This is a genomic window from uncultured Brachyspira sp., from assembly GCF_949287625.1.
GTDB lineage: Bacteria > Spirochaetota > Brachyspiria > Brachyspirales > Brachyspiraceae > Brachyspira.
The window spans coordinates 1-25,331 of record NZ_CASEGO010000027.1; the positions used below are offsets into that span (position 1 = coordinate 1).

Below are 25,331 nucleotides of genomic sequence, written 5' to 3' on the forward strand. Positions count from 1 at the left end.
CATAAACGAATACATTCAGCTTTAAATTATGATACACCTATGTTATACTTCAAAAAGATAAGGAATACTTAAATGCAATATGTATGGCACCCATGCATTTGTATTTAAGGAGATAAAATGAAAACATTATTACTTGGTGCTGTTGCTTATGATCCTAAGGTTGTAGGAGTATGGGATATAATAAGAGATTATAGTAATGAATACGGATTAAAACTTGATTATGTTTTATTTTCAAATTATGAAAGACAAGTTGATTCTTTATTAAAAGGTCATATAGATATAGCTTGGAATACAAATGTAGCTTGGATTCAAACTTCATATGCTACTAATGATAAAGCCAGAGCTTTAGCTATGAGAGATACAGATACTAATTTTACAAGTAAATTTATTGTTAAAAAAGACAGTACAATAAAAAAATTGGAAGATTTGAAAGGCAAAAAGTTCGGAGTTGGAAGTTATGACTCTTCTCAGGCAGCTATATTACCTATACAATATATAAAAGAAGCTGGTTTGCAAATAAAAGAAATAGATCTTAATGCTGATACAGATCCGAATTGTGTTAATATAGTACGATATAATACAGATTTGGGAAAACATGGCGATACAGGTAAAAGTGAATGGCATGTATTAGATGATATAAAAAGCGGAGCATTAGATGCAGGAAGCATAGGTTCTACTACTTGGATACGTATACTTGAAGAGGGATTATATCCAGACGGAGAACTAATATCTTTTTATACTGGTCCTGAATTTTGTCATTGTAATTTCTCAGTTATGCCAGATTTTGATAAAGAGGCTGGAGATTCATTTGTTAAAATGCTTACTTCACAAAGCAAAGATGATCCTATAATTAAAAAGATGATGTCTATGGAAGGATTAAATAAATGGATTGCTGTAGGAGAAAAAGAGCTTAGAGGATATGATTCTTTATATAAAGCCATGAGAGAACAAAATTATTTAGGCAATAAATAAAAATATAATATTTATCATAATTTTATTTGGGACTTTATATTTTTTATATAAAGTCCTTTTTGTTTGTAGTTTTTAATTAAAATAAAGCATAAGTATTAAATTAATAATAACTTATGCTTTATTTTTTATTGTAATTTATTTATTATAATTTATTTTTTAGCTTCTTCTTTAGGAAGAACAACATTAAGTATAATAGCAACACAAGTAGCTATAACAACAGGGCTGCTTCCAAATACAGTTTTAGCCCAAGCAGGGAAAGTGTCTAAAGCACCTCCAACTTGAACAGTACCCATACCTAAAGCAACAGCAAGACCAACTATTAAAGTATTTCTAGGTCCCATATTTTCAGTGAATACTAATTTTATACCAGTCATAGCAATAGAAGCAAATACCATAATAGTAGCTCCGCCTAGTACACATGAAGGTATAGTAGTAAGCAAAGCAGAGAATTTAGGGAATAATCCTGCAACTAATATGATAATAGCAGCAATTAAAAATACTATTCTATTAACAACTTTAGTAGTAGCAACTATACCAACGTTCTGACTGTAAGTAGCAGTAGGCAGACATCCGAACATAGAAGATAATATGTTAGTAAGACCATAAGCAGTAATACCGCATTTTAATTCTTTATCAGTAGGCATTCTTCCCATACCGCCTGAAGTAGTAGCTGAGAAGTCCCCCTATAGCCTGAACAGAGTTTACAGCAAATAAAAGAGCTATAGCAATACAAGCAGAAGGATCAAACTCTATACCAAAAGGAAGTAATTTCGGAGCTTGGAAAATACCTGCATTAGCAACACTAGTAAAATTAATCATTCCAAAGAAAAAAGCAGCTATATATCCAATAATTAAACCCATAAGTATAGAAGCTAGTTTTAAGAAGCCTTTAGTAAACTGATTGAATATAATAACAGCTATAAGAGTGATAAATGCAACAGCCCAATACTGCCAAGACCCAAAAGGAACAACCTCTCCATTTATACTGTATAATGTACTTCCTCCAGCCATATATCTAACAGCAGTAGGATATAAAGAAAGACCGACAGTAAATACAACAGTACCAGCTATTAGAGGCGGGAATAACTTTCTTATTTTTTCAACAGCAAGCCCAAATATAATAGCAACTATACCTCCTATTACCTGAGCCCCAAATATAATGGCAAGACCTTGAGCACCAAGACCAGTACCTTCAGGACCTCTTGCTATAGACTGCATAGTAGATACATAAGCAAAACTAACACCAATAATCATAGGAAGTCTTGCTCCTATATGATAATTTTTAGTGATAGGTATAGGGAAAACCATTATTATTGTAGAAATAGCAGCAAATACTAAAGATGACTGAACTAAGAGTATTTGTTCCGGACTTCCGCTTTTAAGTCCTGCAGCAGATGATACTATAAGTGCAGGAGTTACACAGCCTACAATCATAGCAACTACATGCTGAATGGCTAGCGGAAAAGCCTGCGACATCTTTGGAACGGCTTCGTATTCAAACAAAGCGTTTTGAGTTTTTTCATTCGTACTCATATTTCTTCTCCATTCATTAAATTGTTTTATTTAAATTAATAAACTATTTTGTACAGATATCTTCTATAAAATACTTTATTAAATTTAAGGCACATTTTTTCCTATACAGAGCAGTTGACCTTGCACTATCTCTTGGATGCATAATATTAGAATATGCTTCCTGTATAAGATTAATGCTGTTTTTCCATTCATTAATATTTGAAGTTATAAATTTTTCTTCTATACTTTCATCTCTTGTTATAGTAGTTCCTAAAGTACAAAAACTTATTTTAAATCTATATTTATTATCTTCTTTAAGAGCCAAAGCACATATAGCTAGTTTTGATAATGCATTAGCTTTTCTAGTTCCTATTTTTTTGTAGAAGGAATATTCATAATCTTTTTTTGGTATTATTATATGAGTGAGTATTTCATCATCTTTAATAATAGTTTTGCTTACTCCAGTAATAAAGTCTTTAATTTTTACATCTCTCTGAGAATCTTTACTTTTTAATCTTAAAATTGTATCCATTGCATATAATGCTGGAAGACTGTCAGCTGAAGGCGAAGCATTGCAGATATTTCCTCCAATGGTAGCTATATTTCTAATAGGAGGACCTGCTATACCAGAGGCACTTTCTTTTAATACTTGAGGTGTTAAAGGAGATTTAATAATTTCATCAAAAGTAGTTAATGCACCTATGATGATATTATTTTCATCTTCTTTTATACCTTTTAATTCATCTAAATAATTTATAAATAATACAGGTTTGTCAAATTTAGCTATTAAATTACTTCCTCTCAAATGCTCAACCATCAAATCAGTACCGCCTGCAAATACTATAGGATTATATTTAGCTTTTAATTCTAAAGCTTCATTTATATTTTTTGCTGTTAAAGTTTTCTCTATTGCCATAGGTTTTTACCCTCCTTAGAAGCTATATCAGAAGCTCTTAATACAGCATTAACTATATGATCATATCCAGTGCATCTGCATAGATTGCCTGATAAACCTTTTCTTACATCATCTTCAGTAGGTTTTCCTTTAGTACTGCTTAATACAGCTTCAGAAGACATTACCATACCTGGTGTACAGAAACCGCATTGCACAGCACCTTCATCTAAAAAAGCCTGCACTACAATTTTTCCTTTTTCTGTTTTTGTATACCCTTCTATAGTAATTATTTCTTTACCTTCGCATAAGGCTATAGGTATAAGACAAGAGTTCGCCACTTTTTTATCTAAAAATACGGCACAAGCACCGCATTCTCCTTCTCCGCATCCTTCTTTGGTGCCTGTGAGTTTTAATTCATCGCGTAAAAAATCTATTAATCTAGTTAAAGGATTTAGTTCTGTAGTAATTTTTTCTCCATTAACAGTGAAATTTATAGCCATTATAATACCTCCGCAATATTTTCAGGCAGTATAGGAATACTGTTGAAATGATATTTTAAAGCACTTTCCATAGCTGAAGCATAAGCACTGGCAGCCCCGTCAAATGTTATCTCTCCGACACCCTTAGCTCCTAAAGGTCCGTATTCATAAGGCTCACCCATAAGACATGTTTTTATTTCCGGCAAATCTAAAGAAGTAGGTATCATATAATCAGACATTTTTATCTGAAGGAATCTTCCGTTTTTATTTACTATTTTTTCCAAAGCTCCCCAGCCTAATGCCTGAGCAACTCCTCCTTTAATCTGTCCTTCAACTATTTTTTCATCTATAGGATATCCGCAGTCAAATACTGCCCAAACGCCTACAATTTTTACTTCTAATGTAACTTTATCAACTTCAACTTCTACAACATTGATTCCAAGTCCGTAGCTAGGATATGCATCTCCTCTTAAAGCAGAAGTATCCCAATCTATTAAATGAGTAGGGTGTTTATAGTCTTCTATTATTTCTATTTCTTCAGATTCATTCCATCTTTGTTTTAACTTTTTAGAAGCCTCTTGTATTAGATATCCTACTATCATAACAGAACGTGAAGCTACAGTAGGACCAGTATTTGGAACAATTGATGTATCGTATTCGGCTATTTCAATATTTTCTAATGGAATAGATAAATTGTATGCAGCTATTTTTTTGAATGTGGTATGAAGTCCTTGTCCTATTTCTGTATTTGAAGTAAGTATAGTTACTTTATTTCCTTTTTTTCTTAATTTTAATTTAGCTTTTATTATATCTCTCTCACCGCTTCCAGTAAAAGCACAGCCATGCAAAAAGCATGATATTCCTATTCCTTTATACATAGTGTTTTTATATTCTTTTGCTTTTCTTTCATAGTCTGATTCTTTTAAAGCCCACTCAAGCATTTGAGGAAGTATTATATTATCATGAAACATACCGCCTGTTATTGTAGGATCATTTTTTTTAACGAAATATTTTCTTTTTAACTCTATAGGATCAACGCCTATTTTTTTAGCTATATTATCCATAGTTCTTTCTATAGCAAATATAGCCTGAGGTCCGCCGAATCCTCTGAATGCACAGCTAGGTACATTATTAGTGGCGTATAATCTTCCTAAAACTCTTACATTAGGAAAATTATATACATTAGCAGCAGTGTATGTGCATCTTTGCATAATAACTCTTGAACTAGCTTCATAAGCACCTGCGTCCATATCGGATACTATATCAAGAGCAATGATATTATTATTTTCATCAAGAGCTGCTTTTGTTGTTATTTGTGCTGGCTGTCTTTTTACACTATAAGCCATATCAAATTGTCTGTCTAATATAAGTTTAACAGTTTTTTTTGCTCTATATGCGGCAACAGCAACTGCAGCAGCTATTATATCAGGATAATGCTCTTTTCCTCCGAATCCTCCGCCTATAGGAGGAGCTATTATTCTTAAGTTATCGTCTTCAACACCAAGTACTGGAGCTGCTGCTTTACGTACATAGTATGGGCATTGAGTAGAAGAGTAAATTGAAACTTTTCCGTTTTCCCATATACCAACAGCACCATTAACTTCCATATATAAGTGTTCCTGATATGGAGTATAATATGTTTCTTCTATAATAGTTTTTGCTTTTTTGAATGCATTATCTACATCTCCGTATCCAGCTTTAAATGATACAAATATATTATCATCTCCTACTATAGCACCGCCCAATAATTTTTTTGAATCATCTATAGTAAGAGAAGCCTCTAAATCTTCGTATTCTATTACTATTTTTTCTGCTATATCATAAACTATATTTTTATCAGGACCCACTACAAGAAGTATTGTCTCTCCGATATATCTTACTGTATTTTCAGCAAAAGGAGGCCAATCGGAAACAACCATAGTAGTCATATTTTTTCCAGGAACATCTCTATAATCAACAGTAAAATATCCGTCTGGAAGTTCTGGTATATTTATTTTTAATATTTTAGCCCTTGCCTTTGTAGAATATACTATCTTTGCATGAAGTATATCTTTGCCGAAATCTATATCATTTAAATACTTTGTTTTTCCTGTTATCTTATCTAAAGCATCTACTCTTGGTACAGAGTTTCTTAATTCTTTAATAAAAGTTTCCATTTTTTATATATCCTTTTATATACTTTAAACCTAAACATCAATTTAAGCATTATAATCCTCTGGCTTGCTTACTTTATCATCAGGGAATATAAGATTTGCCAATATAGATATAATGCATGTTGCAGACACAGTATCATGAAATATAAATTTTATAAATTCAGGAAGCTGAGCTATTGCATTTTGATGATTTGCAAGTCCAAGACCCAAAGCAAATGTTATTCCCATTACTATAATATTTCTTTCACTGAAACCAGCTTTTGCTATCATTTTTATACCGTTAATTAATATCATAGCAAATACTGTAATTATAGAACCTCCTAATACAGAACTAGGTATAGCTGAAAATACGGCACCCAATTTTGGAAAGAAACCGCATAACATTAATACAAAAGCACCAGTTGCTATACAGAATTTATTAACAACTTTAGTCATAGATACTATTCCCGCATTTTGTCCGAAAGCAGTATTTGGAAGACAGTTAAAGAATGCGGCTGTAGTAGAACCCAATGCATCTGCTAGTATAGCACCTGAAGTTTCTTTTTCTGTAGCTTCTCTGTCAAATCCTGCAATTGTGATTCCAGAAGTATTTCCTATAGTTTCCAAGCCTGAAGTGATGTAAAGAACAGCAAAACTTAATATAGCTGAGAAAGAAAATTCTAATTTAAAATGCATAGGTATAGGAAGTCTGAACCATGACGCTTCTGCTATAGCCTGAGTATTAACCATTCCTAAAAAAGCAGAAACTATATACCCGATTATAAGACCTATCAATATGGCGGAGTTTTTTATGATTCCTTTTCCAAATTTTTGAAGTATAATAATGATAAATAGAGATAAAAATCCAAGAGCTAAATTTTTAGGAGATCCGTAATCAGGAGAACCCACACCTCCAGCAAAATAATCTACCCCCACGCCAAGCAAGCTAACCCCAATAGTTACAAGAGTACATCCAACAACCAAAGGCGGGAAAAATCTGCGTATATATTTGTAGAAAAATCCCATAATAACTTCAGTTAAACTTCCAACCATAGCTCCGCCTAATACCATTCCTATTCCTCCCATAGAAGCAACAGTCTTAGCAGTAGGTACAAAAGCAAAAGAAGTACCCATAACTATAGGTAAGTTAGCTCCAATCTGTCTATTTTTACCAAGTTTAATAGGGTAGAGCTGAATAAATGTTGTAAGTCCAGATACGAACATAGCACATTGTACCATTACAACAGTATCAGCTCCTGATAAACCGCAGGCTCCTGCAATGATTAATATAGGAGCTAGGTTAGAAGTAAACATTGCCATTACATGCTGCATACCTAAAGGCAAAGCAACGGCTACATTAGGACGACCTTCAAGCTGATATACCAAATCTGTGTTAGGTTTGTTTGTTTTGTTAATATCCATAAAGATACGACCCTCCTTAAAATATTTTTATTATATGTTTACTATAATTAATATATTCTAAGGTTTTTATTTATAAAAAATTGTAAAAAATATTATTTAGTTATTCTAGTTCCTGTTTTGCCGTTTATAGCATCTTTTGCTTTCTCAAGTAATGTAATCATAGCTTCTTTTCCAGTAGCTTCTGCAAACTGCATACAAGCCTGAACTTTAGGAAGCATAGAACCTGGTGCAAACTGACCTTCATCGCAGTATTTTTTAGCTTCTTCTATATTCATAGAATCAAGCCATTTAACATCAGGTTTTCCAAAATTAACAGCAACTTTTTCAACAGCAGTTAATATTATAAGCATATCAGCATGAAGTTCTTTAGCAAGTACTGAAGCAGCAAAGTCTTTGTCTATAACAGCAGCCATACCTTTTAAATGATTACCTTTTCTTACTACAGGTATACCGCCGCCTCCGCAGCATATAACTAATGCTTTTTCATTAAGCATAGCTTTTATAGCTGTACTTTCAGCAATTGCAACTGGTTTTGGAGAGGCAACAACTCTTCTGTATCCTCTTCCTGCATCTTCTTTAACTATCCAGCCCAATTCTTTTGATTTAGCCTCTCCCTCTTCTTTAGTCATAAACTGACCTATAGGTTTAGTAGGGTTTTGAAAAGCAGGGTCTTTTTCATCAACTATAACTTGTGTAATTAATGTAGCTATAGGAGGAACCTGCAAATTTCTATTAGAAAACTCTTCCATAATAGCATTTTGTAAATCATAACCAATATAAGCCTGACTCATAGCAACGCATACTGATAAAGGTATATCATTACCTGTTTTATGATTAGTAGTATATTCATTCATAGCATTGTTAATGAATCCAACTTGAGGACCGTTTCCATGTGCAACAATTACTTCGCATCCGTTTTCAACCAAATCTACTATATTTTTAGCAGTTATTTTTACAGCCTGCATTTGCTCTGCTAGAGTATCTCCCAAAGCATTACCGCCCAAAGCAATAACAATTCTTTTTTTATTTTCCATTTTTATATCCTAAAATCAAAATTAAATTAATTTAATAACCTATAATAAGTGCTTTTTTTCACAATATTATAGATATAAAATGGTAAGCACTATTATATTTATATAGATACTTACCATTGTATTTTTTAATTATTAGCAGCCAAATACTCTTGGTTTTCCATCTGAAGCTAATTTGCTTAATATAGCTTGAGGATCTCTGAATTTAGATAAGAATATCATAGCAGCTATAACATAAGGTTTGTAGCTAGCTTGTTTATAAAGAGGAACTCTGTATCTGTCAAATACTGAAGCAGCAACTTCACCGTCTTTACAGCTAACATCATTAATATCAGCAGGTAAGCAGTGTAAGTATAATGCTTTTCCGTCTTTAGTTTTTTTCATCATTTCTTCAGTACAGCACCAATCTTTATGCTGAGCATTTTGTTCTAGTAATCTTTTTTCAAGAGCTTTAATACCGTCAGTGTCGCCTTTACCGTAAAGGTCTGTTCTTTCCTGCATAGCAGCAAAAGGAGCCCAAGATTTAGGATAAACAACATCAGCATTTTCAAAAGCTTCGTCCATACTGTTAGTGATAGTTAATTTAACTCCAGCAGCTTCAGCATTTTTCTTAGCAATAGCTTCAACTTCAGGCATAAGTTCATAACCTTTTGGATAAGCCAAAGCAACGTCCATACCTAATCTAGTGAATAAACCAGCAGCACCTTGAGGTACAGATAAAGGTTTACCGTAAGAAGGAGAATAAGCCCAAGTCATAGCAACTTTTTTACCTTTAAGGTTTTCTAATCCGCCTAATTCATGGATAAAGTGAAGTGAGTCAGCCATCATTTGTGTTGGGTGGTCTATATCACATTGTAAGTTTACCAAAGTAGGAATTTGTTCTAGTATTCCGTCATTGTATCCTTGTCTTACAGAAGCAGAAACTTCTTTCATATATTCATGACCTTTACCAATGTACATATCATCTCTGATACCTATAACATCAGCCATGAATGATACCATGTTTGCAGTTTCTCTAACTGTTTCACCATGAGCTATTTGGCTTTTACCTTCGTCTAAGTCCTGAACTTCCAAACCTAAAAGGTTACAAGCAGAAGCAAAAGAGAAACGAGTTCTAGTAGAATTGTCTCTGAATAAAGAAATACCTAAACCAGAATCAAATACTTTAGTAGAGATGTTGCCTTCTCTTAAAAATCTTAAAGCATCAGCAACAGTCCAAACAGCTTGTAATTCATCAAAAGTTTTGTCCCAAGTTAGGAAGAAATCATTTTGATACATTTTGCCGAATTCAAGGCTGTCTAATTTTGAAATGTATTTTTGTATACTCATATTTAAAAATCCTTTTTATTTTATTTTTTATATTGGTTATTTTTTATATTATTTAATTATTTATTTGCACAGTAAATAGTAGGTACAGCAGCGTATAAAGCAGCACAATGAACTAAATCTTGTTTCCAAGTTATTTCATTAGGAGCATGAGCCTGAGCTTCAGCACCAGGACCGAAACCTATACAAGGTATTCCGTTACGTCCCATGATAGATACACCGTTAGTAGAGAATGTCCATTTATCAGTAAGAGGACGAGCTTTTCTTTCTTTGTCTATTTCTGGAGTAGGTCCTATTCTTTCAGTACCATAAAGACCTTTGTATGCTTCTTCTAAAGCTTTAGTTACAGCATGATCTTCTGGAATTACCCAAGTAGGGAAGTAGCATTCTATTGGATAAACTAATCCTTTCCAAGATGGTCTTTCATAGTTGTACATAGATACTTCAGCACCATATTTTTTTACATTAGGAAGATTTCTAATTTCTTCTAAGCAGCTTTCCCAAGTTTCACCTGCTGTCATTCTTCTGTCTAATGATATAGAGCATGAATCAGCAACAGCACATCTGCTTGGAGAAGTGTAGAAAATTTGAGAAACTGTTACAGTGCCTCTTCCTAAGAAGTTAGCTTCTTTGTATTGAGGATTGTATTTTTCTTCAAGCATTTTTACTAAGCCTTTGATTTCTGTAGAATCTTTAGCATCATTTTCATTAAGACTTCTTATATCTTGAAGTATATCAGCCATTTTGTAAATAGCATTGTCTCCTCTTTCTGGAGCAGAACCATGACAAGAAATACCTTTAACATCTACTCTTATTTCCATTCTTCCTCTCTGACCTCTGTAAATACCGCCGTCAGTAGGTTCAGTAGATATTACAAATTCAGGTTTAATTTTGCTTTCTTTACATATATATTCCCAGCATAATCCGTCGCAGTCTTCTTCCTGTACAGTACTAACTACAACAACTTGATATTTGTCATTTAAAAGACCTAAATCTTTCATTATTTTAGCACCGTAAACACCAGAAACTATACCGCCTTCTTGGTCAGAAGTTCCTCTTCCGCCTATTTCGATATCGTTTTCATAACCTTCATAAGGATCAAATTTCCAGTTAGCTTTGTTTCCTATACCAACAGTATCTATATGAGCATCAATACCTATTAAAGTTTTACCGCTTCCCATATAACCTAAAACATTACCCATAGGATCTATATCAACTTTATCAAATCCTACTTTTTTCATCTCTTCAGCTATTCTTTCGATTACGCCTTTTTCTTCGCAAGATTCACTAGGAATTCTAATTAAATCTCTTAAGAATTTAGTCATATCAGCTTTATAGCCTTCAGCTTTTGCTTTTATTTGTTCAAATTGTTCTTTTGAAATAGCACTCATTATTTTTTATTCTCCCTAAATATATATTTATTTCTAATAAAAATTTATTTACAATTTTATTTAATTATCTATCTTTAGCTTCCCAAACAATGTTTTTCCATCTGATAGGATCAGTATCGCCTTCAGTGCTGAATAATAATACTTTAGAATTAGAATCAAGTTTTAATTGTTTTCTTAACTCAGCATATTCATCTTTAAGCATAATAGTAGCCAAAGCACCGAAAGGAGCAGCACCTGACTCACCAGATACAACCTGAGGGTCTCCTTTTAATGGGGCAGCAAGCATTCTCATGCCTCTTGCAGCAACTATATCTTCAGCAGCTATAAAGCAGTTTGCATGATTTTTAAGTATATCCCAAGAAGTGATATTAGGCTCTCCGCATGCAAGTCCAGCCATAATAGTATTTAAATCACCTTCTACTATTCTTATTTTACCGTCTCCAGCTTCAGCACCTTTATATAAACAAGCAGCAGCTTCAGCTTCAACTATAACCATTATAGGAGGATTGTCTTTATATTTGTTAGAGAAATATCCAACCATAGCACCAGCCAAAGATCCGACACCAGCCTGTACGAATACATGTGTAGGTCTCTCTCCAAACTGTTCATCAGCTTCTAATGCCATAGTACCATAACCTTGCATAATCCAAGCAGGTATTTCTTCATAGCCTTCCCAAGCAGTATCCTGTACAACTACACCATTTGGAACTTTAGCAGCTTCGGCAGCAGCTTTTCTAACACATTCATCATAGTTGTATTCTTCTATTGTAGCAGTAGCACCTTCTGCCTGAATATTTTTTAATCTTGTTTCTGTTGAGCCTTTAGGCATGAATATAACACATTTTTGTCCTAATTTATTTGCAGCCCAAGCAACGCCTCTTCCATGATTACCGTCTGTAGCAGAGAAGAATGTAGCCTGACCGAATTCATCTTTTAATTTTTTAGAAGTGAGTACATCATAAGTGAACTCGCTTACATCTTTTCCCATTTTTTGTGCTATGTATTTAGCCATAGAGTAAGAACCGCCCAATACTTTAAAGGCATTAAGACCAAATCTGTATGATTCATCTTTTACTTTTACAGTTCCTAAACCTAAATATTTAGCCATTTCTTTTAATTCTGATAATGGTGTTTGTGTATATTGAGGGAAACTTTGATGAAATGCTTTTGCCTTTTTTACTTCCTCAATAGACATTATTGGTAAATTTTTATCATCTGTTTTAGGCATTTTATTTTCAGCCCATTTAAGCTCACTCATTTATATCCTCCTTTTTTGAATCTATATAATTATATAGAGTGAATTTACTTATTCCAAAATGATTTGATACTTTATCTCCTGATTTTGTTATTAAAAATACTCCGGAATTATTCAAAAACTTTATAGCTCTTATTTTTTCTTCTTTGTTCATTATGCTAGCAGGTTTTCCTATTAATTCTTCACTTTTTATTATAAGTTTTTCCATAAGTTCCTGAGCACTGTTTGGGATCTCTTCCAATTTTGATTTATCTTCTGTATTTAAAAGTGCGTCCAAGTCGCTTTTAAAAGGTATAAAACTAGTTATATCAAAATTTATAGAAAGTATATATTTATACTTACCGTTTATATCTCTTATAAAGACGGTTGAAGACTTTAATATTTTTCCGTTTGAAGATTTGGTAAGATAAGATAGATGATCTACTATAGGCTCGCCTTTTTTAAGTTTTTCTATAGTATTTATTACAACATTTGAAGCACCTTCTCCTGCTTTTCTTCCAGTGATTCCTCCGTTGATAATAAAAACTATTGTATGATCTAAATCATCTTCTTTTAGTTCATGTATACACACTTCGCAGTTATTTCCGAATTGTCTTGCTATACCATGTGCTACACTTATCAATGTTTCAAGTATTATATTAGAGCTCATAAATATCCTAAAATATACTTTTTATGGTTAATTATATCATCAATAGATACGTTTATAGTATACTAACTTTTTTTTAGATTTTCAAGGAAAAATCTAAATTTTTTTTGAAAATTCGTTGACAAATACACTTTTTTTAATATCCTATTAAAATGTATAGAAAAAAATAATTTCATTAAAATATATAATTTTAGGAGGCAGCTTATGCTATTAATAGGGGGAGGAAAATTAATTACAAGAGATAATAACATGCCGTTTTTAGAAGATGGGGCAGTGCTTTGTGATGGAAGATTGATTAAAGAAGTGGGAAAAACTTCTGATTTAAAGGCTAAATATAAAGATGCTGAGTATATAGATGCTAAAGGCGGTGTTATTATGCCCGCATTTATAAATGTGCATGAACATATTTACTCTGCTATGGCTAGAGGCTTCAGTATTAATGGCTATAATCCTAAAGGCTTTTTAGAAATATTAGATGGAATGTGGTGGACTATAGATAGAAATCTTACTTTAGAGCAGACAAAACAAAGTGCTATGGCCACTTATATAGAATCAATAAAAAACGGAGTTGCTACAGTATTTGACCATCATGCAAGTTTCGGACATATAGAAGGTTCTTTATTTGCTATAGAAGAAGCTGCCAAAACTATGGGAGTACGTTCTTGTTTATGTTATGAAGTTTCTGATAGGGACGGAGAGGCTAAATCTAAGGCTTCTGTTAAAGAAAATCTTGACTTTATTAAACATGCTATGGCTGATAAAACCGATATGATTAAAGCTATGATGGGTATGCATGCCTCTTTTACTATTTCTGACAAAACTATGGAAGCATGTATGAAAGATTTACCTGAAGGTATAGGCTGTCATATACATGTTGCTGAGGGTATAGAAGATTTGCATGCCTGCCTTAAAGATCATGGCAAAAGAATAGTTGACAGACTTTATGATTTCAAAGTTTTAGGTACAAAGACTATACTTGTACACTGTATATATATTAATCCTCATGAAATGGACTTGATAAAAGATACTGATACTATGACTTCTCATAATCCAGAATCTAATATGGGTAATGCCTGCGGATGTCCTCCTACTATGGAGCTAATGAAAAAAGGTATATTAACAGGTTTGGGCACTGACGGATATACTCATGATATGACAGAATCATACAAAGTAGCTAATGTTCTTCATAAACATAGTCTTTGCAATCCTAATGCTGCTTGGGGAGAAATACCTCAAATGCTTTTTGAAAATAATGCTAAAATAGCTAACCGTTATTTTGAAACTCCTCTTGGTGTGCTTAAAGAAGGTGCCGCTGCTGATGTTATTATAATGGATTATAAAAACTATACAGAGTTAAGCGATAAAAATATCAACGGACATATATTATTCGGTATGAACGGCGGACATGTTAATACTACTGTTTGTAACGGAGAAGTATTAATGAGAGAGAGAAAACTTACAAAAATTGATGAAGAAGCTGCTTATGCTAAAATAAAAGAAGAATCTGATAAACTTTGGAAACAAATCAATAAATAATTAATAATAGACTCTTTATGAATTATACCAAATAATGGATATATATTATGTTCGTTATTTGGTATATAAATATTTTTTATGTAGGCATAATGAAGTAAAATAAATAACAGTAATAATTATTTGGAGGAATTATATAATGAGTGATGTAATGACACCTATTCCTTTTGGAAATCTTATGAATTGGGTTTTGGAAGAAAAAAAGACTGGTAAAGTATTTGGTATTTCGAGAGTCTTTAAAGCTGATAAATCTAAATATTATGAAATTTTTGGAAGAAAATTAGAAACTCCTATAGGACCTGCAGCAGGACCTCATACTCAGTTAGCACAAAATATAATAGCGGCATACTATACTGGAAGCAGATTCTTTGAACTTAAAACAGTACAGAAAATGGACGGAGAAGAATTAAGTAAATGCGTTGCTAAACCTTGTATAGCTGCTAATGATGAATGTTATAACTGCGAATGGTCAACAGAGCTTTATGTACCTCAGGCTTTTGATGAGTATGTTAAGGCTTGGGTGGCTTTAAAGGTTATAGCTAAAGAATGGGATTTAGGAGATATGGACGGTTTTCAGTTTAATATGTCTGTTGGTTATGATTATGAAGGTATTAAACTAGAAAAGATAGATAAGTTTATTGAAGGATTAAAAGACGCTTCTAATACTCCTATATTTAAAGAATGTATAAAGTGGCTTAATGATAATATTGACAGATTCAAAAACTTCAAAAAAGAAGATATTGATAAAATTAATGCTGATGTATGTAATTCTGTTACTTTATCTACTCTTCATGGATGTCCTCCTTCTGAAATAGAAAAAATCGCTTCTTATTTAATAACAGAAAAAAAATTGAATACCTTTGTTAAATGTAATCCTACACTTTTGGGTTATGAATATGCAAGAAAAACATTAGATGATATGGGTTATGATTATATATCATTTACTGATTTCCACTTTAAAGATGATTTACAGTACAGCGATGCAGTTCCAATGCTTCAAAGACTTCAGAAACTAGCTTCTGATAATTCTCTTTTATTCGGGGTAAAAATTACTAATACATTCCCAGTAGATGTTAAGCAGAAAGAACTTCCTTCTGAAGAGATGTATATGTCTGGTAAATCATTATTTCCGCTTTCTATGACAGTAGCTTCAAGATTGAGCAAAGATTTTGACGGAAATTTAAGAATATCATACTCTGGCGGATGCGATTATTTTAATATTAATGATGTTATAGATGCAGGAATTTGGCCTGTAACTATTGCTACTACTTTATTAAAAACAGGCGGTTATCAAAGAACTGAACAAATAGCTAAAAATCTTAAAGAATATAAACCATTTACAAAAGTGGATGTTGCTAAAGCTGAAAAAATAGTTGAAGCAAGCAAAAAAGATAAACATCATACTAAACCTATCAAGCCTCTTGCAAGCAGAAAAATTAAGAAAAAAGTTCCTTTGGTAGACTGTTATATAGCACCTTGTATGGAAACTTGCCCTATACATCAGGACCTTACAACATATATAAGACTTAATGCTGAAGGCAAATATGATGAATCTTTCAAAGTAATTATAGAAAAAAATGCTATGCCTTTTGCGACAGGTATATTATGCCCTCATACTTGTATGGATACTTGTACTAGACAATTCTATGAAGAGCCTGTAAGTATAAGAGCTTGCAAATTAGAGGCTGCTAGAGCTGGTTATAAAAATGTTATATCCACTTTAAAACCTGCTGCTCCTATAGGAAAAAAAGCTGGTATTATAGGTGCCGGACCTGCTGGACTTTCTGCAGCATTTTTCTTGGCACGTGCTGGGGTAGAAGTTACAGTATTTGACAAGAGAGAAAAAGCAGGCGGAGTTGTTGCTAATATTATACCTAATTTTAGAATATCAGCTGAAGAGATTGGAAATGATGTAAGTTTATGCAAGCAAATGGGAGTAAAATTTGAACTTGGAAAAGAGATAAAAGACATAAAAGAGTTTGCTAAAAATTATGATTATACTGTTGTTTGTATAGGTGCTCATAAAAACATGTCTTTAAAACTTGAGGCTGGAGAATCTATAAATGCACTTAAATTTTTAGAAGAGTTCAATAAAACTAACGGCAATGTGGCTTTAGGAGAAGATGTAGTAGTTATAGGCGGAGGTAATACTGCTATGGACGCTGCCCGTGCTGCTAAGAAAAATAAAGGCGTTAAAAATGTTAGATTAGTTTATAGAAGAACTAAAAGATATATGCCTGCTTTAGAAGAAGAGCTTAAAGAGGCTTTAGAAGATGGTGTTGAGTTTATGGAATTATTAGCACCTGTGAAAATAGAAAACGGAAAACTTTTATGCAAAAAAATGGAATTATCAGACTATGATGAAAAAGGCAGAAGAAATGTTGTTGAAACTAAAGAAACAGTAGAAGTTCCTGCAAGCACTGTTATAGCTTCTATAGGTGAGCAGATTGAATCTGAGTTCTATAAATCTAATGGTATAGAAGTTGATGAGAGAGGAAAACCAAAATGCAATGCTAATAACGAATCTTCTCTTAAAAATGTTTATATTGCTGGAGACGGACTTTATGGAGCTGCTGCTATAGTTGAAGCTATAAGAGATGCTAAAGTTATCGCTGAGGCTGTATTAGGAAAAGCAGTTGCTCCTGATTTGCCTTCTGTTTCTACTGAAGAGATTTCTTACAGTAAAAAAGGTAATCTAAAAGAGGTGTCAAAAGACCATGAAGCTAGCAGATGTTTAACTTGCGACTATATATGTGAAAGCTGTGCTGAGGTTTGTCCTAACAGAGCGAATGTATCAGTTAAAGTTGATGGCGGAGCTAAAATATCACAGATTATACATATTGACTATATGTGTAATGAATGCGGTAACTGCGAAACATTCTGTCCTTATAGTTCTGCTCCTTATAAAGATAAGTTTACATTATTTGCTACTGCAGATGATATGAAAAACTCTAAAAATGACGGCTTCTTATTCTTAGATAAGGAAGGTAATGCTAAACTTAGAATAGACGGCAAAGAAGAATCATATAAAGCTGGAAATTCTAAAAACTTTAATGGAGTTTATAGTATAGTAGATAGTGTATTTAATAATTATAAATATCTTATATTGAAATAATTTTGGGTTTTTATTATATATATAATAGCATAACATTGGGGAATATAAATCTCCATTGTTATGTTTATTTTCATTAATATTATTAAAATGGGAGGTAATTTTATATGGGCGAGAGCGTTAATATTATCATTAATGGCAAAGAGATGAGCTTTGATTCTGACAGAAAATTAATGGATGTTCTTAGAAATGACTGTAAGTGCAAATCTGTAAAAGACGGCTGTTCTGAAGGAGCATGCGGAACTTGTACTGTTTTAATAGATGGAAAACCAACTAAAGCATGTATACAAACTATAGGAAGACTTCAAGGAAAAAGCGTACAAACTATAGAGGGATTTACTCAAAGAGAAAAAGATGTGTATTCTCATGCTTTTGCAGTTGCTGGTGCTGTTCAATGCGGATTCTGTATACCTGGTATGGTTATATGTGCTAAAGGTTTAATAGATAAAAATAATAATCCTACTAGGCTTGAAATAGTTGCTGCTATAAAAAATAATATTTGCAGATGTACTGGATATAAAAAAATTATTGATGCTATAGAATTAGCAGCTAAAATGATAAGAGAGAATATTGATGTTAAAGACTATAAAGGAAAGGTAAAATTAGGCGACAGAAATATTGCAAGAATAGACGCTAAAGAAAAAGCCTTAGGTACTGGTGAATACTGCGATGATGTTGAAATAGATGGAATGATTTATGGTGTAGCTGTTAGAACTAAATATCCTAGAGCAAAAATATTAAAAATAGATACAAGCGAAGCAAAAGCTTTAAAAGGCGTAGTTGATGTTATTACTGCTAAAGATTTACCTGGTGCTAAAAAAATAGGTCATATTTTCCATGACTGGGACGTACTTATAGGTGAGGGCGAGACTACAAGATTTATTGCTGACGGATTAGCTTTGATAGTGGCTGAAGATGAAGCTGCAGCTAAAAAGGCTAGGGATTTAGTAAAAGTAGAATATGAAGAACTTCCTTTAGTTAGAAATCCAGAAGAAGCTATGAAAGCAGATGCTCCTTTAGTTCATGAAGGAAGGGAAAGCAATCTTCTTACTCATGAAAGATTAGTTAAAGGAAATGCTGATGAAGTAATAGCAAAATCAAAATATAAAGTTACAAGGCATTATGAACTTCCTTGGACAGAACATGCCTTTATGGAAGCTGAAGTTGCCGTTGCTATGCCTTTTAATGATGGTATATTTGTATATTCAAGCGATCAGAGCGTTTATGATACAAAAAGAGAAGTTGCTATGGCTTTGGGTATAGAGCCTGATAAGGTTGTAGTAGAAAATAAATATGTAGGCGGCGGTTTTGGCGGTAAGGAGGATATGAGTGTTCAGCATTATGCCGCTATAATGTCATACAGAACAAAAAGACCTGTTAAATTCAAACTTACAAGACAGGAAAGTATTAATTGGCACCCAAAACGCCACCCTATGAGTATAGATATGACTACTGCCTGCGATGAAAATGGTATACTTACTGCTATGAAAGCTGCTTTAATTACTGATGCTGGTGCTTATGCTTCCTTATCTGGTCCAGTACTTCAAAGAGCTTGTACTCATGCTGCTGGTCCTTATAATTATCAGGTTATAGATATAGACGGTAAATCTTTCTATACTAATAATCCTCCTACTGGACCTTTCAGAGGATTCGGAGTTCCGCAGTCTTGTTTTGCTACAGAAATGAACATAAACTTACTTGCTGAAATGTGCGGATTAGATCCTTGGGAAATAAGATATAGAAATGCTATACGTCCCGGTCAGGTACTTCCTAACTATCAAATAGCTGATGAAGCTACTGGACTTGTTGAAACATTAGAGGCTGTTAAAGATATATATTATAATAATAAAAATGTAGGTATAGCCTGTGCTTTGAAAAACTCTGGTGTAGGTGTTGGGCTTCCAGATACTGGAAGAGTTCGTTTGGTTATAGAAGATGGAAAAGTACATGTATATTCTGCCGCTTCTTGTATAGGACAGGGGGTTGCTACTGTGCTTTATCAGATAGTAGGTGAGACTCTTGATTTAGATGATGATAAGATTATAGTTCATCAGCCTAATACGGCCACATCTCCAGACTCTGGTACTACTTCAGGATCAAGACAAACTCTTATAACAGGTGAAGCTTGCAAGAGAGCCTGTGAAGAGCTTAAAAAAGAGCTTGATAAAGGAAAAACTTTAAAAGATTTGGAAGGCAAAGAGTTTTATGGTGAATGGCTTACTATAACTGATAAAATGGGCGTTGATAAACCTCACCCAGTTTCTCATGTTGCTTATAGTTATGCTGCTCAGGTTTGTATACTTAATGATGACGGCACTATACAAAAAATAGTTGCAGCTCATGATATAGGAAAGGCTATTAATCCTATAGCTTTGGAAGGCCAGATTGAAGGCGGTGTTGTTATGTCTTTAGGATATGCTCTTACAGAGAAATTCCCGCTTGAAAATTGTGTGCCTAAAGTAAAATTCGGTACTTTAGGATTATTCAGAGCTGATAAAACTCCTGATGTTGAGTCTATTATTATAGAAAAACCAGGAGTGCCTTACGGATATGGTGCTACTGGTATAGGTGAGATTTCAAGTATACCTACTGCTCCTGCTGTTGCTTTAGCATATTACAAATTTAATGGTGAGTTCCAAACAGAACTTCCGCTTAAAAATACTCCTTATTCAAAATAATTTATTTTTTTATGAGTTTATTTAATGATGAACTTGTAATTATAAGAGGGGCTGGAGATTTAGCTACTGGTGTTGTGTATTCTTTGTATAAAGCTCATTTTAAGATTATATTATTAGAAACACAATACCCCTTTTCAATTAGAAGAAAGGCTGCATTGTCCGAAGCTGTTTATGATGGTAAAAGCAGAGTTGAGGATATTGAAGCTGTTTTAGTAAAAAGCTATGAAGAAGCCCTTAATATAGTTGCAGATAAAAATTATAGTAAGATACCTATTCTTATTGATCCTAATTGTGAAATATTAAGTTGTATAAAGCCTGCATTTTTAATTGATGCTATAATAGCTAAAAAGAATTTAGGAACAAATAAATCTATGGCAAAATATACTATAGCATTAGGTCCGGGATTTACTGCTGGTAAGGATGCTGACATTGTTATAGAAACTGTAAGAGGACATAATCTTGGAAGAATGTATACCAAAGGTGAGGCTATACCAAATACTGGAATACCAGGTAATATAGGCGGAAAAGAGGCTGAAAGAGTAATACATGCAAGTGCTGATGGTATTATTGAAAACATAAAAAATATAGGTGATTTTGTAAGAGAAAAAGAAGTTATAGCATATATAAATAATAATAATGAAAAAATAGAAGTTCTTGCTGCTTTTGACGGTCTTTTGAGAGGCATTATAAGAGATGGTTTTAAAGTTCATAAAGGATTAAAAATAGCGGATATTGATCCTAGAAAATCCGAATATGATAATTGCTTTACTATCTCTGATAAGGCTAGAAATTTGGGCGGTGCTGTACTTACTGCTATGATGTATTTATATAATAGATGATTAATGTTTTACTCTAATTTTATTATCATTGCTTAGTATATACCTAAACAAATATAGTTTGTCAATTTTTTTATTCAACTTTTTCCCGCCGCAAAAAGTGCAAATCTAAAAATAATATTAAATAGTACTAATTATGTTTTATATGCGGGATAAATTGCTAAATTTAGCATAAAATGCAGTCTTTTTGCTTCTCGCCGCAGGCGTACTTCGTATGTGCCACACCTGCTACGGCACACAGAGCGGACGGCAAAAGAAGTGGGGGTGCGGCACGACTGTGTGCTTCGCAGGGCTAGTCCACGCAATTATAAATAAAAATAGTTTTGAAACAAGTCTAATGCTAGATAATACTTTATACCATTTATAAGTTTTTAAAATACAAAATTATAAAAATTATATACAGTTTACTTGCTTTAGTAAATTAAGAAATACTTAAATGCAATATGTGTGCTTTAAGTGCATATTTTTAAATTAATTAGTATAATATGTTGATATTTTGCTGTTATTATGTTAATATAATTATGTAAACTATATTATGATAATAAGATTATGATAACTAATGCAGAAGCTAATACTAAAGAAAGATATTTAAAAGAAAATTTAATAGCATATATTGGAAATAAAAGAAGATTACTTCCATTTATAGAGTCTACAATTTTACGTATATTAGAAGATAATAGTTATGTAAAAACTGCTTTGGATTTATTTGCAGGAAGCGGCAGTGTATCGAGACTTTTAAAGACTTTGAATTTAGAGGTTTATTCTAATGATTGGGAGTATTATTCTTATATATTGAATTATGCTCATTTGGCTATTAATATAAAAGATTTGGATAATATGTTTAGTCATACTGGAGGATTAGAAAATACAATTAATATGATTAACAGTATTAATCATATTAATGATAATGACAGATATATCTCTAAATATTACGCCCCGTCAGATGATAATAATCCAGACTTAATTAATGAAAGGCTTTTTTATACTCAGTACAATGCCTCAAAAATAGATATTATAAGGCATAACATAGAAGAGCTTTATAAAAATAATGTCATCAATCAAAAAGAATATTATTATTTAATAGCTTCTATAATATATGAAGCTGCCACACATACAAATACATCTGGAGTATTCAAGGCTTTTCATGCAGGTTTTGGAGGAAGAAATAAAGATGCTCTAAATAGGATACTTTCTCCTATATCATTAAAACAAATACCATTATTTGAAGGCTCTGATTGTTATGTAAGTATGCTTGATGCTAATGAGTTTGTTATAAAAAATAAAGATAAGCATTTTGATTTGGTTTATTTGGATCCTCCTTATAATCAGCATCAGTACGGAAGTAATTATCACTTACTCAATACTATAGCTTTATGGGATAAACCAGCCATTAATAAAAATATCTATGTTGATGGAAAGAAAACTGATAAAGGCGGTATTAGAAAGGACTGGGTAAAAACAAAATCTTTATACTGTTACAAAAAAACAGCCAAAGATACATTAATAAATTTACTCGATAATATAAATACAAGCCATATAGTAATGAGTTATTCTACTGATGGTATAATAGAGTATGATGATTTGATATCTATTCTTGAGGAGCATGGCAAATTGGATATAGTTACTTCTGAATATACAAAATACAGAGGTGCTAAGAGATCTATTGTTAATAAAACAAAAAATGTAGAGTATTTATTTGTTGTGGATACTAGAAAGCATAATTTTTGTTTTAGTAATTTCAATAAGAATTTAAAATATATAGAGAACATAAGACTTAAGTTAGAAAACCCTTTGGACTGTTCTAAAGACAGTATAATATTTGATTATGATAAAGATAATATTATAATAATTTATCTTGAATACTCAACTCATATAATCAATAAAGAAGATATATGTTCTAAACTTCAAAATAAAAGTTTGGAATATATAAAGATGTTTTCTTTATTTTTAGACAGATACATGAAAGAGGATAATATAGAGGCATTAAAAATATATTCATATCATTTCAATGCAGCTGTACTATCAAATAATATAAAACTTATAAAATATTTCGGAGAATATATATTAAAGACTTACAGCAGATTATGCTCAAGAAAATCAAATGAGTATTTATTTGATATTACAAATGATATTTTGGATATAATATCATATTATAAAAATAATGATATAAGCATTATAAATAGGATAAGAAAGAGAATAATTTACAATATAACGCATTCTAATATTTCTGAAATTAACAAAAATAAATTATTACTCAGACTTGAAAAATAATAAAAAAATATTATATTTAACACTGTATTTATAAATAATAGAAAATTGTAGAAGTAGAATATATTATGTTTAAGATTATGATTAAAGCTTTATTTATTCTTTATTTTTGTTCTCTGGCGGTTTTGTATTCAGAGAATAATTATGAAGCTGAAGCAATATTAAGTGCTTTGAATGGAGTTAGAGAAAATGAAGGTTTGTATTCATTTGAACTGAGCGATGAACTTAATAAAGCGGCAGATATTAGAGCTAAAGAACTTTCGATTAGTTTTTCTCATATCAGACCTAATAATACTCGATATGATGAGCTTCTATATGAGAATCGTATAAGGGTTTTTTCTTCTGATGAGAATATAGCATATAGATTTAAGAATGCTGAAACGGTTGTAAGTTATTGGATGAACTCTTCGCAGTATAAGATTAATATATTAAGTGATAAATTTACCCATGTAGGTGTCTCGCATTATGCTATTAACGGTGAGGATTTTTGGGTTGTTATATTTGCTCAGCTGAGAAGGCAAAATTAATTTATATTAGCTTTTTAATTCCAATATATTTTCAAGTATTTTCTTTCTAAGCATTTCTATATTAATATTATTTTTAGCACTTATAAATATTGAATCTTCATAAGAAGTAGATATTTTATTTTTCTGCACTTCATCTATATTATCAACCTTATTAAATACAACTATTCTTTTTATATGTGATGCATCTATTTCTTTTATAATGCTTTCTACCTGAATGAGTTTATCATTTATATTTTCATCAGAAGCGTCAGCTAAATGCAGTAATAAATCAGCTTCTACAACTTCTGAAAGTGTGGACTTAAATGATGCTACCAATGTATGCGGAAGTCTGTCTATAAATCCTACTGTATCACTTATTATAGCCTCTACAGGTGTATCATCTCCAAGATATAGTTTTCTAGTATGCGTATCTAAAGTTGCAAATAACTTGTCTTCTACATAAACACTTTCTTTGCATAGCAGATTAAATAATGTGCTTTTTCCAGCATTAGTATATCCTACTATAGCAACTCTGAAAGCATTTCCTCTTGATTTTCTTCCAGTGCTTGCTGATTTTTCAACTTTACTTAATTGAGTTTTTAATTTATGTATTCTCTCTCTTGCTCTTCTTCTGTCATATTCCAACTGTTTTTCTCCAGCACCTCCTCTTAATCCAATACCTCCTTTTATTTGGCTTAAATTTGTTCTTTTACCTTTTAATCTTGGATATTCAAATTCTAAAAAAGCTAATTCCACCTGCATTTTTGCAGTCATAGTTTTAGCACGCATTGCAAATATTTCTAGTATTATTTCTGTTCTTGTAAGTGCCTTTATATTAGAGCCTTCTTCTATAGCATTAACCTGAGAACCGCTCAACTCATTATCAAATACAAAATATTCAACATTATCAGTTAAAGCACTTTCTTTCAAACTTTCTAATTTACCAGTACCTATATAAGTGCCTGCAGTTATTTTCTGCTGAATAAATGAATATCTTTCTGCTACTTCGTATCCTGCTGTATCGCATAGCATTGAAAGTTCATTAAGTATATTATCTATATTAATTTTGCTGTTTCTGTATTGTTTGCTGTCGGCTACAAATATTATATATGCTTTTTTTATATTATTTAGTTTGATATCCATAAAAAACTGTTCCTAATTTAAGTATTTAAAAGTTTATAAAATCATTATTTTATTATTATTGCTAATAAAAATTGTTCGCTAAAAATGTATAGCAAATGAATTTGCTATACGCTCACAATTTTTATATTTGGCTTTCTAATATTTAAAAATTATTATTTTGTTACTAGAGAATTATAAAGTTCTATAGTTTTATC

At 32.0% G+C, this 25,331-nt stretch carries 17 protein-coding genes and 1 pseudogene; 7 read left to right on the forward strand and 11 right to left on the reverse strand.

The window, feature by feature from the left end; translation table 11 throughout:
* Positions 1 to 117 precede the first annotated feature (117 nt).
* Positions 118 to 972 carry a PhnD/SsuA/transferrin family substrate-binding protein gene (locus Q1X91_RS06065; protein WP_300754479.1) on the forward strand — a complete coding sequence of 285 codons (855 nt, stop codon included), beginning with the start codon at positions 118 to 120 and terminating at the stop codon, positions 970 to 972.
* Between the two features lie 149 nt (positions 973 to 1,121).
* Here Q1X91_RS06065 and Q1X91_RS06075 read toward each other — a convergent pair.
* The 10 genes and pseudogenes from Q1X91_RS06075 to Q1X91_RS06120 all read right to left on the reverse strand — a co-directional run bounded on the left by Q1X91_RS06075 (position 1,122) and on the right by Q1X91_RS06120 (position 13,064).
* Positions 1,122 to 2,505 (reverse strand): annotated as a pseudogene (locus Q1X91_RS06075) (solute carrier family 23 protein).
* 43 nt (positions 2,506 to 2,548) lie between these two features.
* Entirely contained in the window at positions 2,549 to 3,400 is an 852-nt protein-coding gene (locus Q1X91_RS06080) for an FAD binding domain-containing protein (RefSeq protein ID WP_300754488.1), read from the reverse strand.
* Complete coding sequence (locus Q1X91_RS06085; RefSeq protein WP_300754491.1) at positions 3,391 to 3,879, reverse strand: (2Fe-2S)-binding protein; 489 nt, start codon at positions 3,877 to 3,879, stop codon at positions 3,391 to 3,393. Before Q1X91_RS06085 ends, Q1X91_RS06080 begins: the two co-directional genes overlap by 10 nt.
* Positions 3,879 to 6,014: a xanthine dehydrogenase family protein molybdopterin-binding subunit gene (locus tag Q1X91_RS06090; RefSeq protein ID WP_300754494.1), complete on the reverse strand. Its 2,136-nt coding sequence runs from the start codon at positions 6,012 to 6,014 to the stop codon at positions 3,879 to 3,881. Before Q1X91_RS06090 ends, Q1X91_RS06085 begins: the two co-directional genes overlap by 1 nt.
* Before the next feature lie 42 nt (positions 6,015 to 6,056).
* Positions 6,057 to 7,412, reverse strand: a complete 1,356-nt coding sequence (locus tag Q1X91_RS06095) for a nucleobase:cation symporter-2 family protein (RefSeq protein ID WP_300754497.1) — start codon at positions 7,410 to 7,412, stop codon at positions 6,057 to 6,059.
* Positions 7,413 to 7,504: 92 nt separating this feature from the next.
* The gene (gene arcC / locus Q1X91_RS06100) at positions 7,505 to 8,446 is read right to left on the reverse strand and encodes a carbamate kinase (protein ID WP_300754500.1); all 942 of its coding nucleotides are present in this window, start codon (positions 8,444 to 8,446) and stop codon (positions 7,505 to 7,507) included.
* A 132-nt stretch (positions 8,447 to 8,578) separates the two neighbouring features.
* Complete coding sequence (ygeW, locus tag Q1X91_RS06105) at positions 8,579 to 9,772, reverse strand: knotted carbamoyltransferase YgeW (RefSeq protein ID WP_300754502.1); 1,194 nt, start codon at positions 9,770 to 9,772, stop codon at positions 8,579 to 8,581.
* Between the two features lie 56 nt (positions 9,773 to 9,828).
* The gene (locus Q1X91_RS06110) at positions 9,829 to 11,160 is read right to left on the reverse strand and encodes a YgeY family selenium metabolism-linked hydrolase (protein ID WP_300754505.1); all 1,332 of its coding nucleotides are present in this window, start codon (positions 11,158 to 11,160) and stop codon (positions 9,829 to 9,831) included.
* A 64-nt stretch (positions 11,161 to 11,224) separates the two neighbouring features.
* Positions 11,225 to 12,418, reverse strand: coding sequence for a diaminopropionate ammonia-lyase (gene dpaL / locus Q1X91_RS06115; RefSeq protein WP_300754508.1), 1,194 nt, complete (start codon positions 12,416 to 12,418; stop codon positions 11,225 to 11,227).
* On the reverse strand, positions 12,411 to 13,064 hold the full coding sequence (locus Q1X91_RS06120) for a transcriptional regulator (RefSeq protein WP_300754512.1): 654 nt from the start codon (positions 13,062 to 13,064) through the stop codon (positions 12,411 to 12,413). Before Q1X91_RS06120 ends, dpaL begins: the two co-directional genes overlap by 8 nt.
* 201 nt (positions 13,065 to 13,265) lie before the next feature.
* Here Q1X91_RS06120 and ssnA point away from each other — a divergent pair, with 201 nt between their 5' ends.
* From ssnA to Q1X91_RS06150, 6 genes are all read left to right on the forward strand, one after another.
* A complete protein-coding gene (ssnA, locus tag Q1X91_RS06125) occupies positions 13,266 to 14,597 on the forward strand; it encodes a putative aminohydrolase SsnA (RefSeq protein WP_300754515.1) in 1,332 nt (443 codons plus the stop codon).
* Positions 14,598 to 14,733: 136 nt separating this feature from the next.
* Positions 14,734 to 17,709 carry a putative selenate reductase subunit YgfK gene (gene ygfK / locus Q1X91_RS06130; protein WP_300754519.1) on the forward strand — a complete coding sequence of 992 codons (2,976 nt, stop codon included), beginning with the start codon at positions 14,734 to 14,736 and terminating at the stop codon, positions 17,707 to 17,709.
* 104 nt (positions 17,710 to 17,813) lie between these two features.
* Positions 17,814 to 20,384: a selenium-dependent xanthine dehydrogenase gene (gene xdh, locus Q1X91_RS06135; RefSeq protein WP_300754521.1), complete on the forward strand. Its 2,571-nt coding sequence runs from the start codon at positions 17,814 to 17,816 to the stop codon at positions 20,382 to 20,384.
* 11 nt (positions 20,385 to 20,395) lie between these two features.
* Positions 20,396 to 21,223, forward strand: a complete 828-nt coding sequence (yqeB, locus tag Q1X91_RS06140; protein WP_300754525.1) for a selenium-dependent molybdenum cofactor biosynthesis protein YqeB — start codon at positions 20,396 to 20,398, stop codon at positions 21,221 to 21,223.
* 546 nt (positions 21,224 to 21,769) lie between these two features.
* Entirely contained in the window at positions 21,770 to 23,491 is a 1,722-nt protein-coding gene (locus Q1X91_RS06145; protein ID WP_300754528.1) for a DNA adenine methylase, read from the forward strand.
* A 65-nt stretch (positions 23,492 to 23,556) separates the two neighbouring features.
* On the forward strand, positions 23,557 to 24,015 hold the full coding sequence (locus Q1X91_RS06150) for a CAP domain-containing protein (protein ID WP_300754531.1): 459 nt from the start codon (positions 23,557 to 23,559) through the stop codon (positions 24,013 to 24,015).
* A gap of 6 nt (positions 24,016 to 24,021) precedes the next feature.
* On the opposite strand, the gene hflX is transcribed toward Q1X91_RS06150, so the two are convergent.
* Positions 24,022 to 25,137, reverse strand: a complete 1,116-nt coding sequence (gene hflX, locus Q1X91_RS06155) for a GTPase HflX (protein WP_300754534.1) — start codon at positions 25,135 to 25,137, stop codon at positions 24,022 to 24,024.
* Positions 25,138 to 25,331: the final 194 nt, after the last annotated feature.

Coding starts and splice junctions, on each gene's coding strand:
- Q1X91_RS06065 (WP_300754479.1), top strand. CDS start 118: ATGAAAACATTATTACTTGGTGCTGTTGCTTATGATCCTAAGGTTGTA.
- Q1X91_RS06080 (WP_300754488.1), bottom strand. CDS start 3,400: ATGGCAATAGAGAAAACTTTAACAGCAAAAAATATAAATGAAGCTTTA.
- Q1X91_RS06085 (WP_300754491.1), bottom strand. CDS start 3,879: ATGGCTATAAATTTCACTGTTAATGGAGAAAAAATTACTACAGAACTA.
- Q1X91_RS06090 (WP_300754494.1), bottom strand. CDS start 6,014: ATGGAAACTTTTATTAAAGAATTAAGAAACTCTGTACCAAGAGTAGAT.
- Q1X91_RS06095 (WP_300754497.1), bottom strand. CDS start 7,412: ATGGATATTAACAAAACAAACAAACCTAACACAGATTTGGTATATCAG.
- arcC (WP_300754500.1), bottom strand. CDS start 8,446: ATGGAAAATAAAAAAAGAATTGTTATTGCTTTGGGCGGTAATGCTTTG.
- ygeW (WP_300754502.1), bottom strand. CDS start 9,772: ATGAGTATACAAAAATACATTTCAAAATTAGACAGCCTTGAATTCGGC.
- Q1X91_RS06110 (WP_300754505.1), bottom strand. CDS start 11,160: ATGAGTGCTATTTCAAAAGAACAATTTGAACAAATAAAAGCAAAAGCT.
- dpaL (WP_300754508.1), bottom strand. CDS start 12,418: ATGAGTGAGCTTAAATGGGCTGAAAATAAAATGCCTAAAACAGATGAT.
- Q1X91_RS06120 (WP_300754512.1), bottom strand. CDS start 13,064: ATGAGCTCTAATATAATACTTGAAACATTGATAAGTGTAGCACATGGT.
- ssnA (WP_300754515.1), top strand. CDS start 13,266: ATGCTATTAATAGGGGGAGGAAAATTAATTACAAGAGATAATAACATG.
- ygfK (WP_300754519.1), top strand. CDS start 14,734: ATGAGTGATGTAATGACACCTATTCCTTTTGGAAATCTTATGAATTGG.
- xdh (WP_300754521.1), top strand. CDS start 17,814: ATGGGCGAGAGCGTTAATATTATCATTAATGGCAAAGAGATGAGCTTT.
- yqeB (WP_300754525.1), top strand. CDS start 20,396: ATGAGTTTATTTAATGATGAACTTGTAATTATAAGAGGGGCTGGAGAT.
- Q1X91_RS06145 (WP_300754528.1), top strand. CDS start 21,770: ATGATAACTAATGCAGAAGCTAATACTAAAGAAAGATATTTAAAAGAA.
- Q1X91_RS06150 (WP_300754531.1), top strand. CDS start 23,557: ATGTTTAAGATTATGATTAAAGCTTTATTTATTCTTTATTTTTGTTCT.
- hflX (WP_300754534.1), bottom strand. CDS start 25,137: ATGGATATCAAACTAAATAATATAAAAAAAGCATATATAATATTTGTA.